Origin of the sequence: Bradyrhizobium sp. HKCCYLRH1034, from assembly GCF_051168375.1 — a bacterium.
Taxonomy (GTDB): Bacteria; Pseudomonadota; Alphaproteobacteria; order Rhizobiales; family Xanthobacteraceae; genus Bradyrhizobium.
The window spans coordinates 140,516-156,551 of record NZ_JBNPUW010000004.1 but is presented as its reverse complement, the minus strand read 5'-3'; the positions used below and the strand labels follow the sequence as shown (position 1 = coordinate 156,551).

The following is a 16,036-nucleotide window of genomic DNA, read 5'->3' as shown; positions in this document are numbered from 1 at the left end:
TCATCGCGCGGCAGCCGCCATCGTGCGCGCCGGGATCTGCGCGGTGATGCCGTGCTCGTTGGCTTGCAGGCCCGGCAGGCTCTTCACCCAGGGATAGCCGCGGCGGCCCATGTCGTGGCCGCGATCGAACAGCGCGGTCATGTAGCTGCGGTCGAACGGCCCATCGGCCTTGGCCTGGAAATCGGCCGGCACGCTGGCGAGGTTGAAGTCGATGCCGTTGAACTTCGCCACCGAGTAGATGCGGTAGATGTCGCCGATGCCCTGGTTCTTGATCAGGGTGGAGAGCGAGCGCTGCGTCACCGAGAGCACGTCGGCACCGACGCTGTCCCATTGCGGATCGATGCGGGCGTTGCGGATGACGTAGAGATGCGCGCCGCTCACGCTCCGGCGCGGGCCGCGACCGGAGACGAGACGCAGCACCGACGGACCGATGAAGACCTGCCGGGTGACGCCGCCGTCGACATGCAGCTCGTCATAGTCCTTGTCGCCGATCCGCACCTTGATGCGAACCGGCGCGAACGCGCCGGGTACGGTGGCCGAGGCCAGCAGCACCTGACGGAACAGCGCGATCGCCTCGGGCGTATCGGCGGCGGCGATGCGGCCCATGTCCCACAACACCGGGCGCTGCGCATCGAGATTGGTGGTGCCGACCAGAAGCACCCGGCCCTTGCTGCTCTCGCGCGCGACGTCGCGCAGGAACTCGCGATCAACATACTTCTCGATCAGCCGCGACAGCGGCGTGTTGTCGGCCAGCGCCGAGCCCTGCAGCAGGCCGGGAATGTTGACCGTGAAGATGTCCTTGCGCTCATAGGCGGTGAAGATCTCGCGCAGCTTGTCATCGTGCTCGCGCCCCAGGAAGACGAACGGCGCGATCAGCGCGCCGGAGCTGACGCCCGTCACCATGTCGAACGACGGCCGGTTGCCGGCCTCGCCCCAGCCGGCCAGCAGCCCGGCGCCGAACGCGCCGTTCTCGGCGCCACCGGAGATCGCGAGGAAATTCAGCGGACGCGAGATCGGGAGTTCGGCCGACGCGCGTGACATCGCGGCCTCGGCAAAGCGCGGCGCCGGCTCGTCACCCCAGTAGCGGACGTTGCGGAAGCCGACCGGGTCGGCGCTGACAGCCGCCGCCTCCGGCAACGCGTTGCGCGGCATGACGGCTGCGCAGGCCGCCAGCAGCAGCGACGCGGCGCACGCGAGCAGGACACGCGGGACAAGCACGCGGAAGGAGGCGGCGGACTTCATCGCGACGCTTGCTGCTCCACGCTTGCGATCTCCGGCGACGGCTGCGGCGCGTCCGGCCTGGCTTCCTCGGCGCCCTTGTCGGTCCAGCCCGGCGGCAGACCCAGACCGGCACCGACGAAGCCCTTCAGACCGGGGAAACGTCCGTACTGCTCACATGCGGCATATTTGGGAGCGGCGCCGAGCTTGGCCGGCACGCTCGACACCGAAGGCAGCGAGGTCAGCGACGGGACGCCTCCGAACGGCGACTCGCCGGTCGACACCAGCTTCGCGAAGTCGGCGCCGAACTCGGAAGCGAGGTCGTAGGCGTCGCCGTCATTGGCCATGCGGGCAGTCGAGACCGAGTTGGCGCCGCGCGCCCACACCATTGCGGCCTTCTGGAACCCGGCGAAGTCGCGCGCCTCGGCCTCGACGGACAGCGTGCCAAGCCCGACCGGCAGCCGCGGCACCGGCACCGGGACGCCCGGCAGCGCGACGCTCTTGGCGATGGACGCCGCCTGCGAGGCGGCCGAGGCGGTCGCGTTGGTCGCCGTGGCATGGGTGACGGTCGCCTTGACCGTCAGATCGGCCTCCTCACGGGGTCCGACGATCTGGAATCGCTCGCTGAGCCGCAGGCACATTTCCCGGCTGATGACGTTGGCCACCAGCTTGCGCTCGCTCTCGTCGAGGGCGATGTCGGGACGCGGCGGAAACGCGGTCGGCTCGATCCGGATCGTCTTGGCCTCGAGCAGCTCCTTCTTGTTGGCCTTGATCTGCGCGCGCGTCACCAGGCCGTTGGCGTCGGCGAGATGATCGTAGTTCTTGAGCGAGCCGGCCCGCTCGAGCGGGGCGGTGGCGCAGCCGGCCGTTGCCAGCGCGAGGGAAACCAGGCTCATCGACTTCAGCGGAGCGAGACGCATCGAAACGGCCAGACCCATTGATAGACAACTCACTCTAATTAAGTCTCACAAGCCGTAGCGCTTGTCGAACTAAACTAGATCAAATTCTCTAGATTAGAGCGGCGAGAAATATTATTTTATATTACAAGCAGTTGGCGGAAACGACGAATGTGGCGAGAGTTGGCCCGGCAGGACACGCGATGAGAAAGGTCGATCCGGTCAAGCACGAGCAGAAGCGCCGGGAGATTCTCCAGGCCGCCCTGTCGTGCTTCGTCAGGAACGGATTTCACGGCGCCAGCACCACCGACATCTGCGCCGCCGCCAAGATCAGCCCGGGCCACCTCTACCATTACTTCCCCAGCAAGGAGGCGATGATCCAGGCGCTGGTCGAGCAGAATCTGAGCCACGCTGCATCGCGCCTCCAGGCAATCCTGGCCTCGCCCGACGTGATCGACGCCCTGGTGCAGGAGCTCGAGAGCACCAGCATTCACCAGCCGCAGGCCCAGGTCCTCAGCGCCGAGGCTTTGGCTGAGGCCTGCCGCAATGCCGACTTTGCAGCCATCGTCCACGCCCATGCGCGCGCGATGCGGGCGCTGCTGGTCGACTTCCTCACCAAGGCACAGGACCGCGGCGAGGTCGATCCCGGCCTCGATCCGGAGGCGACCGCGAACATCCTGTTCGTGATCGTCGACGGCGCACGCGCGCTGCCGATCCGCAATCCGAACGTCGACATCAAGAAGAGCAGTGAGCATCTGCGGCTCATGCTGACGCGCTTTCTGCGGCCGCCCACGTTGCGGACGCCGCCGAAAAAGGAAGCGGTGGAGCAGGCGCCGGTCTGAGCCTGCCGATCGGCGTCCCCCCGCGCGATTGACACTCCGCCATGCCCGCGATTGACTGCGTTCATAAGCGGATGACCGCAGCACATATCGGGGAGGACGGCATGACGCGAGCACGACGCGGACGCGCGACAAGGCCTGCCCTGGTCATTCTGCTGTTCGCCGTTGCGGCCGGCAACGTCCTCTTCTCTCGCAGCACCAGCGCCGCAGCAGAGGTGCCCGCGTTCGCCGTCGAGCCGTCCTGGCCGAAGCAGCTCCCCAACAACTGGATCCTCGGCCAGGTCGGCGGCATCACGGTTGATCACCAGGGCCACATCTGGGTCATTCACCGGCCGCGCTCGCTGACCGACGACGAGAAAGGCGCCACGCTCAATCCGCCGCGATCGAAATGCTGCATGCCGGCGCCCCCGGTGCTCGAATTCGATACCGACGGCAATCTCTTGCGCGCCTGGGGCGGCCCGGGCCCGGGCTATGAATGGGTCGGCCGCGAGCATGGCATCGAGGTCGACGAACGCGGCTTCGTCTGGATCGGCGGCAATGCCGACAATGACAACGCCATCCTGAAGTTCACGCTCGATGGCAAGTTCGTCGCTCAGATCGGAACGATGGCGCCGAGCAAGGGCTCCAACGACACCACCCAGCTCGGCAAGCCCGCGGAGACAGCGATCGACAAGGAGGCGAACGAGATCTACGTCGCCGACGGCTACGGCAACCGCCGCGTCATCGTGTTCGATGCCACCACCCTCGCCTACAAGCGGCATTGGGGCGCCTATGGCCATGTCCCTGACGATGCCAGGCAGCCACCGTATGATCCCAAGGCACCGGTCGCCCAGCAGTTCGGCAATCCCGTGCACTGCGTGAAGATCGCCGACGATGGTCTCGTCTATGTCTGCGACCGCATCAACGACCGCATCCAGGTGTTCAGGAAGGACGGGACATTCGTGACCGAATGGTTCTTCGAAAAGAACACGCTCGGCAATGGCGCGGTGTGGGACATCGCGATCTGGCCGGATCCGAAGCAGACCTACCTGCTGTCTGCCGATGGCGAGAACAATGAGATCCGCATCATCAGGCGGGATGACGGCAGCGTGGTTGGCGGCTTCGGCCACAATGGCCGCAATGCCGGCCAATTCCATTGGGTGCACGCGATGGCTGTCGACCGGCAGGGCAACGTTTATACCGCCGAGGTCGACACCGGTAAGCGCATCCAGAAATTCCGGCTGACCTCGGACGCCCTGCGTTAACGCTCAAGCGAAACGCACAAACCTTGGGCGCGTCTCGCGCCTTTTGGCGCATTGCCGCAACTGACAAGACCGGCTATCCAGGGAATCCGACGGCAAAGGGCGCCCAAGAAGCCCCGCCGTGACACGATACCAGGGAGGACTTTGATGACGACGTCTCATGCGCGGCGGATGGCTGCGCTGCTTGCCGCCACCACGCTCAGCTTTGCCGGCTCCGCCTTCGCCGACGACAAGGTCGTCAAGATCGGCGTGCTCAACGACATGTCCAGCCTCTACGCCGACATCGGCGGTCCCAACTCGGTCGCGGCCGTCAACATGGCGGTCGAGGATTCCGGCCTGAAGGCCAAGGGCTGGACCATCGAGGTCATCAGCGGCGACCACCAGAACAAGCCCGACGTCGGCGTCAATATCGGCCGGCAGTGGATCGACACGCAGAAGGTGGACGTGATCATGGACACGCCGAACTCGGGCGTGGCGCTGGCCGTCTCCAACCTGGTCAAGGAAAAGAACTCGATCCTGTTGAACTCCGGTGCCGCCACGGCGGACCTGACTGGCAAAGCGTGCAACGCAAACACCATCTCCTTCACCTACGACACCTACATGCTCGCGAACGGCACCGGCAAGGCGCTGACCAAGGCCGGCGGCGACACCTGGTTCTTCCTGACCGCCGACTATGCCTTCGGTCACGCGCTGGAGCGCGACACCTCGGCCGTGGTGACCAGCAGCGGCGGCAAGGTGCTGGGCTCGGTGAAGCACCCGCTCAACACCGCCGACTTCTCGTCCTTCCTGCTGCAGGCGCAGTCGTCGAAGGCAAAGGTCATCGGGCTTGCCAATGCCGGCGGCGACACCACCAACTCGATCAAGCAGGCCTCGGAATTCGGCATCGTCCAGGGCGGCCAGAAGCTCGCCGCACTCCTGCTGTTCGTCAACGACGTGCATGCGCTGGGGCTGAAGGTGGCGCAGGGCCTGACCTTCACCGAGTCGTTCTACTGGGATCTGAACGACCAGACCCGCGAATGGTCCAAGCGTTTCCAGAAGCTGTCGCCGAAGGGCACGATGCCGTCGATGACGGTGGCGGGCAACTACGCCGGCACGCTGCATTACCTCAAGACGCTGGAAGCGCTCGGCGGCAATCCGCATGACGGTGCCAAGGTCGTGGCCAAGATGAAGGAGATCCCGACCGACGATCCGCTGTTCGGCAAGGGCCCGCTGCGCGCCGACGGACGCCGCCTGATCCCGGCCTATCTGTTCGAGGTCAAGAAGCCCGAAGAGTCCAAATACCCGTGGGACTACTACAAGCTGATCGCCAAGATCGCGCCTGAGGATGCCGCCAAGCCGCTCGAGGCCAGCGACTGTCCGCTGGTGAAGAAGTAAGCCGATAGCTCCGATGCGGGATGCGGTGGATTAGCATCGCGTCCCGCCAGTGCCGCTGCGCAGACGATGCGACATTCGCTGCGCCGAATCACGTCATCGTCAGCGCAACAGGCTCGCGAGGCGGCCGATGCCTTCCTCGATCACGGCCTCCTCGGGCAGCGAATAGGACAGGCGGATCGTGTTGGCGCCGCTGCCGTCGTGGAAGAAGGCTGCCCCGGGAACGAACGCCACCTGGGCCTGATTCATGGCCCGGTCGAGCAAGGCGGCACCGGACACGCCGTCCGGCAAGGTGAGCCAGACGAAGAACCCGCCGTCGGGCCGCGTCCACCTCGCTTCTGACGGCATCTGTGCCTCGAGTGCCCTCAGCATCGCATCGCGCTTGAGCCGATAATGCGCGCGCGCCCGTGCAATCAGCCCGGCATGCCCTCCGTCTTTCACGAGCCTGTGCATCACGATCTGATTGATCGCTGACACGTTGAGGTCGCTCGCCTGCTTGATGAGGACGAGACGGCTGATGATGGCGCGCGATGCACAAATCCAGCCGATGCGCAGGCCCGGCGCGACCGTCTTCGAGAACGTTCCGAGATGGATGACGCGGGAAGCATCGAGCGAGCCGCGGCGACGGACGTCCAACGACTGCAGCGACGGCATCTCGTCGCCGTCGAAACGCAAGGCAGAATAGGCGCTGTCCTCCAACACCGGCACGTCCAGCTCGCCGGCGAGATCCAGGACATCGGCGCGCGCCGAACGCGACAGCGTCTCACCGGTCGGATTGGCAAAGTCCGGCACGACATAGACGAACTTCACGCGCGCCCCCGCAGCTTCTTTCGCGGCTTCGTCCGCGTAGGAGGCCGGGGTGCGGTTCGCAGCGCGTGGACCGATCGAATCGTAACGCGGCTCGTAGGCCGAAAAGGCCTGCAGCGCGCCAAGATAGGTGGGAACGGTGACGAGCGCCGTATCCGCGGGCGTGAGCAGCAGCTTGCCGAGAAAATCGAGCGCCTGTTGCGATCCCGCGGTGACGAGGATGTTGTCTGGCGAGGCCGCTATGCCCTGAGCGGTCATGTGCTCGGCGATCCACTGGCGAAGCGGACCGTAGCCCTCGCTGACGGCATATTGCAGAGCAGCGGAAGCCACATTGGGCGATGCCAGCGCATCGGCATAGACCTGCGCCGCCGCTGCTGCAGGAAACAGCGCGGGATCGGGGATGCCGCCGGCGAACGAAATCATGCCGGGCCGCTCCAGCACCTTGAGCAGCTCGCGGATCTCCGATGCCTTCATGCGATCCGCGCGGCGCGCGTAGACGGGCTTCCAGCTCACCGATATTCCTCCCCTGATCCGGATATTTATGTCAGCATTATTGACCTATTTTGAAGTATGTGCAATCCCCGTCCCGCGAGAGCGCGAGAGCTTCATCGGTGGGGTCAGCGGATGAGAACCTTCAGGCCGGCGCGCTAGTCTAGCTGTTCTTTGCCGAGGACAGCGTCCGCACCGCAATCAGGAGAGCGACGATCAGCAACGCCGACGCCAGCAGGAACGGCGCGCCGGGTAGATGCGCCGGCGCGGCCGTTCCGATGAAATAGGCAAAGGTCAGCGTGAACAGGAAGGGACCCGCGAGCTGGGCCACGCTCTGCACGCTCGACGTCGCGCCCTGTAGCTGGCCCTGCTTGTCCGGTGGGACGAGGCGGGTCATCAAAGCCTGCATGGCCGCGCCCGACACGCCCCATAGCGCCATCACGGGGATGCCGATCCAGCTCAGCGGTCCCGTCGGCGCCACACCGAAAATGAAGAAGCCGACCATGCCCGCCGACAGACCGAGCATCAACGCGCCGCGCTCGCCGAACAGGCGGACGATCAGCCCGACCGCGCCGCCCTGCACGATCATCGCGCAGACGCCGACCATCGCCAATGTGAGGCCGACGGTGCGGGTGTCCCAGCCGTAGCGGTAGGTCGCATACAGCACGAAGGTCGACGGCAGCACGACATGGGCAAGCTGGGTGATGAAGTTCACGGTCGACAGCCCCGCCAGGATGCGGTCCGATGCCAGCAACCGCAGCGCACCGAGCGGGTTCGCCGTCCGCCACCGGAATGGACTGCGCCGTTCCGGCTTCAGCGACTCCGGCAGCACCAGGAAGCCATAGAGCGCGTTGGCGAAGCTGAGCCCCGCAGCCGCCCAGAACGGCAGCCGCGGATCGATGTCACCCAACAGTCCGCCGGTGGCGGGACCGAGCACGAACCCCGCACCGAACGCTGCGCCGATGCGGCCGAAGATCGCGGCCCGCCGATCCGGCGGCGTCAGATCGGCGATGTAGGCAAAGGCGGTGGAGATGCTGGCCGAGGTGACGCCGGAGACCAGGCGCCCAACGAACAGCCAGGCGAGCGACGGCGCCAGCGCCATCAGCACGTAGTCGGCGGCGAGGCCGAAGTTCGACAGCAGGATCACCGGCCGTCGGCCGAAGCGATCGGACAGGCTGCCGAGCACCGGCGAGAACACGAACTGCATCAGCGCCCAGGCGGTGCCGAACAGGCCGAAGATGCGGGCCGCCTGCGCGGTGTCGTTGCCGACGAAGCTCTCGATCAGCTTCGGCAGGATCGGCATGATCAGCCCGAGCGCTAGCATGTCGAGCAGGATGGTGACGAAGATGAAGGCGACCGCGCCGCGGCGCGGGGCCGGCGCATTTTCAGTCGCGACGCTCGGCGGACTTGCTTCCATGGCCGGACCGCTTCCGCTACTGCAACTGATCAGTTCGGCCGCTTGCGCTTGTGCGCGAACGGATTGGCCTTCTCGCGCAGAGTGATGCGCACCGGCGTGCCGGGCAGCTCGAAGGTCTCGCGCATCGAGTTGGTGAGATAGCGCAAGTAGGATTGCGGGATCGCGTCGGCGCGCGAGCAGAACAGCACGAAACTCGGCGGCCGCGCCTTGGTTTGGGTGATGTAGTTCAGCTTGAGCCGGCGGCCCGACACCGCCGGCGGCGGATTGTCGGCGATCGCCCCCTCGAACCAGCGGTTCAGCGCCGCGGTCGGCACGCGCCGGTTCCAGACCGCGTAGGCTTGGACGATCGCCTGCATCAGCCGGTCGATGCCCTCGCCCATCAGGCCCGACACCGCCACGATCGGCGCGCCCGCGACCTGCGGCAGCCAGTGGTCGGCATCGCGGCGGAGCATCGAGATCTGGCCGGGGTTGCCGTCCATCAGGTCCCATTTGTTGACGGCGATGACCAGGGCACGCCCCTCGCGCTCGATCAGGTCGGCGATGCGCAGATCCTGCTCCTCGAAGCGGTTCTGCGCATCCATCATCAGCACGACCACCTCGGCGAAGCGCACCGCGCGCAGCGCGTCCGCCACCGACAGCTTCTCCAGCTTCTCCTCGATGCGCGAGCGCCGGCGCAGACCTGCGGTGTCGAAGATGCGGAAGCCGCGGCCCTTCCACTCGATTTCGACCGCGATCGAATCGCGCGTCGTCCCGGCCTCGGGACTCGTGAGCAGCCGCTCCTCGCCGAGCAGATGGTTGATCAGGGTCGACTTGCCGGCGTTGGGACGGCCGACGATCGCGACCCGGATCGGCCTGTTGGCGCGCTCCTCGTCGGTCTCCTCGTGCTCGTCCTCCTCATCGTCCGTGGGCGGCACGAGCTTGCTGACGGCGTCATAGAGCTCGCCCATGCCCTCGCCGTGCTCGGCCGAGATCTGGATGGGATCACCGAGACCCAGCGCATACGACTCCATGGCGCCGAGCTCGCCATGCTTGCCCTCGCTCTTGTTGGCGAGCAGCAGCACCGGCTTGTCCGCGCGGCGGGCGAAATCGGCGAAGGCGCGGTCGGCGGGCGTCAGGCCGATGCGGGCATCGATGACGAAGAACAGCGCGTCGGCGAGCGCGATCGCGGTTTCCGTCTGCTCCTGCATGCGCGCGGTCAGCGAGCCCTTCGGCCCCTCGTCGAGGCCGGCGGTGTCGATGATCGTGAAGTTGAGATCGAACAGCTTCGCTTCGCCCTCGCGGCGGTCGCGCGTGACGCCCGGCATGTCGTCGACGAGCGCCAGCTTCTGCCCGACCAGACGGTTGAACAGGGTCGACTTGCCGACGTTGGGCCGGCCGATGATGGCGATGGTGAAGGGCATGATGATCCGTGCGCGTGAGCGCGCAGCTTTAGCGCATTCGGCCGCAAAACCGAACGGGCGATCCGCCGATTCGCAGGTGAGATTAACGGCTGAAGGAGCCGCTCGGCATCGGCGCCGGGAAGCCGCCGCCGGATCGCTGGGCCGCCGGCTGCTGCGCCGGGGCAGCATCATCCGGCGGTGGTGCCGTGGTGCGGCGGCGCACGATCTTCTTGGGCTTCGGTGCCGGCGGAACGGCGGCAGCGCCCTCCTCGACCGCGGCAGCCTCGCCATCCTGCGGATCGGCCGTCGTCGGGTTGCTCACGGCCGCCTGCCGCCGGCCCTTTTTACCCTTGGGCTCCTCCACCGGAGGCGCCGGCGGCGTAGCCGCCTGAGCGCCTGGGTCGGTCACCGGCTGCTGCTGGGCACCCTTGTAGAGTTCCTTCGGCACGCCCTGCTCGAGACCCGGCACGCCCTCCGGGAACACCGGCTTGCGGTCACCCGGCAGCTTCTTCTTGGTGTCCAGGAAGTCGAGCATGTCCGAGGGGTCGAAACTTCCCCCGCTCGCGCAGCCGCCCAGCACGCCGGAAAGCGCAACGAGGACCGTGAGGGCAATGACACGTTGGGGGCGGCGCATGATCGTCGTTCCAATCAACTCGGTTCGCCGTCGCGAGGTTCGCGATCAGCTCTTGGCGACTGCAGGCAATAGCGCCTGCAGCGCTTCGGCGCGCGAGCGCAGGCCCGGCGGGGTCTCACCATCCAGCGCAATCATGTCGAGCCATTGACGGGCCGCCGCGGCATCGTTGGCCTTCCACGCCGACAGCGCCAGCAATTCGCGGGCGGCGTGGCGGAACGGCGCGCCAGGCGCCGTTTCGCCTTCGAGGCGCTGCCTGAGGTCGGCGTAAGGCGCCGTATCGGCCAGCAGGCCTGCCGCGCGCAGCCGCGCCATCGACTGCGGCTCGGCCCCGATGCTGCGGTCCGCAGCAAGCTCGTCGTAGATCTTCACGGCAGCCGCCTTGTCGCGCATGGCGGCCTCGGCAGCCTGGTGGAAGCGGGCCAGCATGCGGTATCCCGATGGGGCCCTGGCCGCGACATCGGCAAAGGCCTTCTCCGCATCGGCATGCTTGTTCTGCTCGGAGAGTTCGAGGGCCTTGTTGAAGGCTGAGCCCGCCTCGGCCGCCTTCTGGCCTTCGAGATACTGGTAGCCGCGCCAGCCGCCGACGCCGGCGATGATCAGCACGGCAAGGGCGATGATAAAGATCGAGTAGCGGTCCCACAGCTTCTTGAGCTGTTCCCGACGGACCTCCTCATCTACTTCATCAATAAATTCAGACACCTAAGGACATCCCGTCAGGTTCGCTGCGAGCGCGCGCGCATGCGTTTGAAGTGCCGCGCGAGCGGCCCGTTGCCCGCGCGCCGGCGCCGATACCGCATCGGCATGGCGGTGGCAAGGCGAGTCCAGCCGAATCAAGGCGTTACTCCCCGGTTCTGCCACAGGGTCCGAACGCGGCTATCACGCCGTCAAGGCTTCGCGCAACTGCCGTTTCATCACCTTGCCGTTGGCGTTGCGCGGCAGGGGGTCCGCGGTCACGGTCAGGGTTTCCGGAACCTTGTAATCCGAGACCCGCTCGGCACACCAGCTGCGCAGCGCTTCGGCGCTCATCGGCTCGCGGGTCACGACCACCGCATGCACGCGCTCGCCGAGCACCGGACATGGCCGGGCGATGATCGCGCTCTCGACCACCGCCGGGTGGCTCGCCAGCACCGATTCGACCTCGGCCGAGTAGATCTTCAGCCCGCCGCGGTTGATCATGTCCTTCTGCCGGTCGAACACCCGGACGAAATTGTCGGCATCGACGGAGCCGAGGTCGCCGGAATGCCAATAGCCGGCGGTGAAGCTCTCGCCGGTGGCCTTGGGATTGTTCCAGTAGCCCTTGATGACCTGGCCGCCGCCGATCCAGATCTCGCCGATCTCACCGCGCGGCAGCTCCCGCCCCTGCCCGTCCATCACCAGGATGCTGGCGCCCGGACACGGCAGCCCGACGCTGTCGATATGGCGCGCGGTCAGATCCGAGGGCATCAACGTCGCCGGCGAGGTGGTCTCAGTCGAGCCATAGGCGTTGACCAGCCGGAGGCCAGGGATCTTGGCGGCCAGCCGCTCGATGGTGGCGACCGGCATCGGCGCGCCGCCGAAGCCGCCGATCCGCCAGCATGAGAGATCATGACTGTCGAAGTCGCGCTGCAACAGGCAGAGATTGTACATCGCGGGGACCATGACCGTGTAGGTCACGCGCTCGCGCGCGGCGAGCTTCAGATATTCGCCGGCCTTGAACTCCGGCATGATGATCAAGGTGCCGGCGCAGCGCGCCATGCTGGTGATGTTGGCGACGACGCCGGTGACATGGCCGAGCGGCACGGCGGCGATCGAGCGGTCGGTCCGCGTGAGCCCCAGGCAGGCCTCGTAGACCGTCGAGGAGTGGATGATGTTGCAATGGGCGAGCATCGCGCCTTTCGGCCGGCCGGTGGTTCCGGAGGTGTAGAGGATCATCGCGGTGTCCTCTTCGGCCACCTCGACGTGATTTTCGTGCGCGGCATGATCGGCCAGCGCTGCAAAATCCGACCGCGCCGGACGACCGTCGACGGCAATGCGCCCCGCCAGCTCCGGCGTTTCCGCAGCGGCCGGCAACCGGTCCGCCAACGCAGCCTCGTGCAGCAGCAGCCGGGCGCCGCAATCCTTCAGCACATAGGCGATTTCCGGCGTCTGCTGCCGCGTCGACAGCAGCACCGTGATCAGCCCGAGCTTGGCTGCGGCAAACAGCGTGAGCACGAATTCGATGCGGTTGCCGAGCAGCAGCGCCAGCCGGTCGGCCTTGCGCAGGCCCCTCGCCTGCAGCCCGCCGGCGATCCGCGCGGCGGTCGCGGCGACCTCGCGCCACGATAGCCGCACGGCCCCGCAGACCAGCGCCTCGCCGTCGCCGTTGCGCTCCACCGCTTCTTCGACCATGGCCCAGATGTTCGCGGGCCGCTCCGTGAACAACGGAACCACGCGATCGCCGAAACGGGCTTCGCGCCGCATCGGCGGCGTTACATAGGTCGACCAGTCCATGGAGTTTCCCCGAGCTTGGCTTCTTGTCGTTGTTCGCCGCGATGCGGACCAGCCTGAAACATAACCAAGGGATGACGCGCTTGGCTATCTCCGCCAGCGCCGGAGATTCATCCCGTGACGCCGCGCGCACCACGACGCCAACGGGCCGATCAAGCGAGAGGCGCCCGTCAGGTCTTTGACTTCATTCCGTAAACATGTTCCGCCGCCGGAAACGCACGGGTACGCACGTCGGCCGCGTAGCGTTCGATCGCCTCGTCGATCGCCGGACCGAGATTGCCGTAGCGACGGACGAATTTCGGAGCCCGCGGCGACAGGCCGAGCATGTCCTCCAAAACCAGCACCTGACCGTCGCAGGCGGCGCTGGCGCCGATGCCGATGGTGGGGATCGCGATCTGCTGCGTGATCTTGCGCGCCAGCGGCTCGGCCACGGCCTCGATCACCACCGAGAACGCGCCGGCCTGTGCGATCGCCGCAGCGTCGTTCTCGATCGCGGCCCAATCCGCCTCGTCGCGGCCCTGCGCCCGGAACGAGCCGAGCGTGTTGATCGATTGCGGCGTCAGGCCGACATGGCCCATCACCGGGATGCCGCGCTCGCTGAGGAAGGCGACCGTCTCGGCCATCCGCGCCCCGCCCTCGAGCTTGACCGCTCCGCATTGCGTCTCCTTGAGGATCCGCACCGCCGCATGAAACGCCTGCTCCTTCGTGGCCTCGTAGCAGCCGAACGGCATGTCGACCACCACCAGCGCCTGGCGCGAGCCGCGCATCACGGCGCAGCCCTGCAGGATCATCATCTCCAGGGTCACCGGCACGGTGGTCTCGAAGCCGTGCATCACATTCCCGAGGGAATCGCCGACCAGGATCACATCGCAATGGCGATCCACCAGCGCCGCGGTATGGGCGTGGTAGGACGTCAGCATCACGATCGGCTCGCCGCCCTTGCGGGCGCGGATCTCGGGAGCCGTCTTGCGGCGGACGGTCGATTGCACCGACATCGCTACCCCCCGATGACGGGAATGCCGAGCACGACAGGATGGAACGCGAAGGCCAGCGCGAGATAGACGACGATGCCGACCACCACCGCGATCACGTCATTGCCAACGCCGCCGACCGGGATCGGCGGGCCGCCGGCGTCGGCGCGGCGCTTCAGCGAGATGCGGTCGAACACCGCCCATGCCAGGATCGAGCCGAACAGGATGATGCCGCCGAGATCGCCATTGGCGAGCAGATGCCCGAACGCCCACAGCTTCACGCCGGCCAGCATCGGATGCTTCAGCACGGTGTAGATGCGGCCGCGGATGTAGGCGGCGACGATCATGATCACCGCCGGCAGCATCAAGGCGAGATTGATGTGCTTGAGCGCCTTCGGCGGCGTCCAGACCTGGATCCAGCCGCCGTCGTGGCGGTACGCGGCAAAACCCCAGACGATCAGGGCGAGGCCGGCAAGGGCCACGACAGTATAGACGAGCTTATACGTGCCCTCGCCCAGCCGCGCGATGACCTTCGCGCGCGCCTCGCGCCGGGTCGTGAACACATGGGCGCCGAGAAACAGCACCAGCCCCACCACCATCACCAGAAGTCCCACGGCGTCCCCCTTCGCTTGCACGCGACCTGTGCGTGGGCATCGGTATCATTTCCGGGGGCCGCCTCGCAACGTGGCGCATTTCAACGTCAGGCACTCCCGCCCGCTCGCCGTCGTTCCGGGCCGGCTCGAAAAGCCGAAGTGGCATGACGGGCTATGCGGTCGGGAGATGGAGCACAGCGGACGACGCCATCACCGTTCCGACGTGTTCTTCAGATCGCGATTCTCGACATAGCGGATCGCGATCGGCCGGCCGGCGAGCGCACCGCCGAGTCCTTTTGTGAACTTCAGCGGCAGGCAGCCGTCGAGCGAGGCATTGATCGTCTTCAGATAGGTCGCGCGCGTGTCGGCCGGGGCGCCTGATGTCGTGAAGGTCACGCGTGGCGGCGCGATCATCTCGCCGGTCCGCTTGAAGCTGAAGCGCACCGTCATCTGCATCCCGGCGCGGGCGCTGTCCTCCGGCGGCGGCGTCCAGCACGCGCGCAGCGCTGAGAACAGATCGCCGATCGTGTCGAGATCGTGATCCGGCTTCTGATATTTGGCTTCCTGATCCCTGGCGGGCCGGCTCTCGATCGTGAGTTGCAGGTTCTGGCCATAGGGATAGTTCATCTCGGGAATACACGGCCACGGCCCGAAGACGCTGCAGAACGACGGCGTGCACGGCTGCTCGTCGAGCACGCTGCACGGCGTGTGCGCGAACGGCACCGGATTGATCTGCTGGCGGCGCGCGTCGGCGGCGACCGGAGCGGCCACCATCAGCAGGAGGAGCACGACGACACGGAGCATGGGACTCTCGGGCTGGGATGGACTCCAAGCTGGATCCGATCGCAGAATTCGCAAGCTCAATCCCGTTCACGTCTGCGCGTTCCGCGCCGCGAACGGCTCTCGACCGTAACAGCGGAACTCGGCTAGAACACGGCAGGATGCGACAGCAGACGGACGCGACGATGAGCCGCCACAGCGAGACCGTGATCAACGTCATCAACCCGAACATGACGGCGACGATGACCGAATTGATCGCCAAGGCGGCCCAGGCCAGCGCAAGCCCGTCGACGCGGATCGTCGGCCGCACCGCGCGGTTCGGCGCCGCCTCGATCGAGGGCCATTACGACGAGGCGATTGCCGCGGTCGGCATGCTCAAGGAGGTCGAGGCCGGAGACGCGGAAGGTTGCCACGCCCATGTGATCGCCTGCTTCGGTGATCCCGGCCTGCTCGCCGCGCGCGAATTGTCGGCTGTGCCGGTGCTCGGCATCGCCGAAGCTGCGATGCATGCGGCGAGCTTCGTCGCCACCCATTTCAGCATCGTCACGACGCTGTCGCGCACCAAGGTGATCGCCGAGCATCTCGTGCGCAATTACGGCATGGAGCAGCATTGCCGCAGGGTGCGCGCCGTCGACGTTGCCGTGCTCGACCTCGACAAGCCCGAGGCCAATGTCCGCGGCACGCTGCTCGGCGAATGCCGGGCGGCGCTGCGCGAGGACGGTATCGGCGCCATCGTGCTCGGCTGCGCCGGCATGGCCGATCTCGCGCACGACCTCTCCACCGAGCTCGGAATTCCCGTGATCGACGGCGTCGCCGCCGCGGTGCGCTTCGCCGAGGCGCTGATCGGACTGGGGCTGAAGACCTCGAAGCACGGCGACCTCGCCTTCCCGCTGCCGAAGGCGCGGACGACGCTCTGACTTCAACCTGTAGCCCGG

General features: G+C 66.8%; 15 protein-coding genes. 4 read left to right on the top strand and 11 right to left on the bottom strand.

Features of this window, described 5'->3' with window-relative positions:
* Positions 1-1,242 carry a patatin-like phospholipase family protein gene (locus ACQR0W_RS10950; protein WP_315749922.1) on the bottom strand — a complete coding sequence of 414 codons (1,242 nt, stop codon included), beginning with the start codon at positions 1,240-1,242 and terminating at the stop codon, positions 1-3.
* Positions 1,239-2,114 carry a DUF3313 family protein gene (locus ACQR0W_RS10945; RefSeq protein ID WP_316235114.1) on the bottom strand — a complete coding sequence of 292 codons (876 nt, stop codon included), beginning with the start codon at positions 2,112-2,114 and terminating at the stop codon, positions 1,239-1,241. Before ACQR0W_RS10945 ends, ACQR0W_RS10950 begins: the two co-directional genes overlap by 4 nt.
* 203 nt (positions 2,115-2,317) lie before the next feature.
* On the opposite strand from ACQR0W_RS10945, the gene ACQR0W_RS10940 reads away from it, so the two are divergent.
* The 3 genes from ACQR0W_RS10940 (at position 2,318) to ACQR0W_RS10930 (ending at position 5,568) form a co-directional block, all read left to right on the top strand.
* Positions 2,318-2,956, top strand: coding sequence for a TetR/AcrR family transcriptional regulator (locus tag ACQR0W_RS10940; protein ID WP_316192656.1), 639 nt, complete (start codon positions 2,318-2,320; stop codon positions 2,954-2,956).
* Between the two features lie 101 nt (positions 2,957-3,057).
* On the top strand, positions 3,058-4,197 hold the full coding sequence (locus ACQR0W_RS10935; protein WP_316225380.1) for a hypothetical protein: 1,140 nt from the start codon (positions 3,058-3,060) through the stop codon (positions 4,195-4,197).
* A gap of 144 nt (positions 4,198-4,341) precedes the next feature.
* Entirely contained in the window at positions 4,342-5,568 is a 1,227-nt protein-coding gene (locus tag ACQR0W_RS10930) for an ABC transporter substrate-binding protein (RefSeq protein ID WP_315712474.1), read from the top strand.
* A 99-nt stretch (positions 5,569-5,667) separates the two neighbouring features.
* Here the strand turns inward: ACQR0W_RS10930 and ACQR0W_RS10925 are convergent, their stop codons facing one another.
* From ACQR0W_RS10925 to ACQR0W_RS10885, 9 genes are all read right to left on the bottom strand, one after another.
* The gene (locus ACQR0W_RS10925; RefSeq protein ID WP_316186956.1) at positions 5,668-6,846 is read right to left on the bottom strand and encodes a PLP-dependent aminotransferase family protein; all 1,179 of its coding nucleotides are present in this window, start codon (positions 6,844-6,846) and stop codon (positions 5,668-5,670) included.
* 178 nt (positions 6,847-7,024) lie between these two features.
* Positions 7,025-8,278 carry a TCR/Tet family MFS transporter gene (locus tag ACQR0W_RS10920; protein ID WP_316186914.1) on the bottom strand — a complete coding sequence of 418 codons (1,254 nt, stop codon included), beginning with the start codon at positions 8,276-8,278 and terminating at the stop codon, positions 7,025-7,027.
* 29 nt (positions 8,279-8,307) lie between these two features.
* A complete protein-coding gene (gene der / locus ACQR0W_RS10915; RefSeq protein WP_316186913.1) occupies positions 8,308-9,678 on the bottom strand; it encodes a ribosome biogenesis GTPase Der in 1,371 nt (456 codons plus the stop codon).
* 82 nt (positions 9,679-9,760) lie between these two features.
* A complete protein-coding gene (locus tag ACQR0W_RS10910; protein WP_315749912.1) occupies positions 9,761-10,291 on the bottom strand; it encodes a hypothetical protein in 531 nt (176 codons plus the stop codon).
* Positions 10,292-10,336: 45 nt separating this feature from the next.
* Entirely contained in the window at positions 10,337-10,990 is a 654-nt protein-coding gene (locus ACQR0W_RS10905; protein ID WP_315749910.1) for a tetratricopeptide repeat protein, read from the bottom strand.
* A 177-nt stretch (positions 10,991-11,167) separates the two neighbouring features.
* Positions 11,168-12,760: a class I adenylate-forming enzyme family protein gene (locus ACQR0W_RS10900; RefSeq protein WP_316235117.1), complete on the bottom strand. Its 1,593-nt coding sequence runs from the start codon at positions 12,758-12,760 to the stop codon at positions 11,168-11,170.
* A gap of 167 nt (positions 12,761-12,927) precedes the next feature.
* Complete coding sequence (gene panB, locus ACQR0W_RS10895) at positions 12,928-13,752, bottom strand: 3-methyl-2-oxobutanoate hydroxymethyltransferase (protein ID WP_315749907.1); 825 nt, start codon at positions 13,750-13,752, stop codon at positions 12,928-12,930.
* 2 nt (positions 13,753-13,754) lie between these two features.
* Entirely contained in the window at positions 13,755-14,342 is a 588-nt protein-coding gene (locus tag ACQR0W_RS10890; RefSeq protein ID WP_315712484.1) for an NnrU family protein, read from the bottom strand.
* A gap of 189 nt (positions 14,343-14,531) precedes the next feature.
* Positions 14,532-15,125: a hypothetical protein gene (locus tag ACQR0W_RS10885; protein ID WP_315826769.1), complete on the bottom strand. Its 594-nt coding sequence runs from the start codon at positions 15,123-15,125 to the stop codon at positions 14,532-14,534.
* 161 nt (positions 15,126-15,286) lie between these two features.
* Between ACQR0W_RS10885 and ACQR0W_RS10880 the strand changes: the two genes are divergently transcribed.
* Positions 15,287-16,018, top strand: a complete 732-nt coding sequence (locus ACQR0W_RS10880; protein ID WP_315712486.1) for an aspartate/glutamate racemase family protein — start codon at positions 15,287-15,289, stop codon at positions 16,016-16,018.
* The last annotated feature ends 18 nt before the right edge of the window (positions 16,019-16,036 follow it).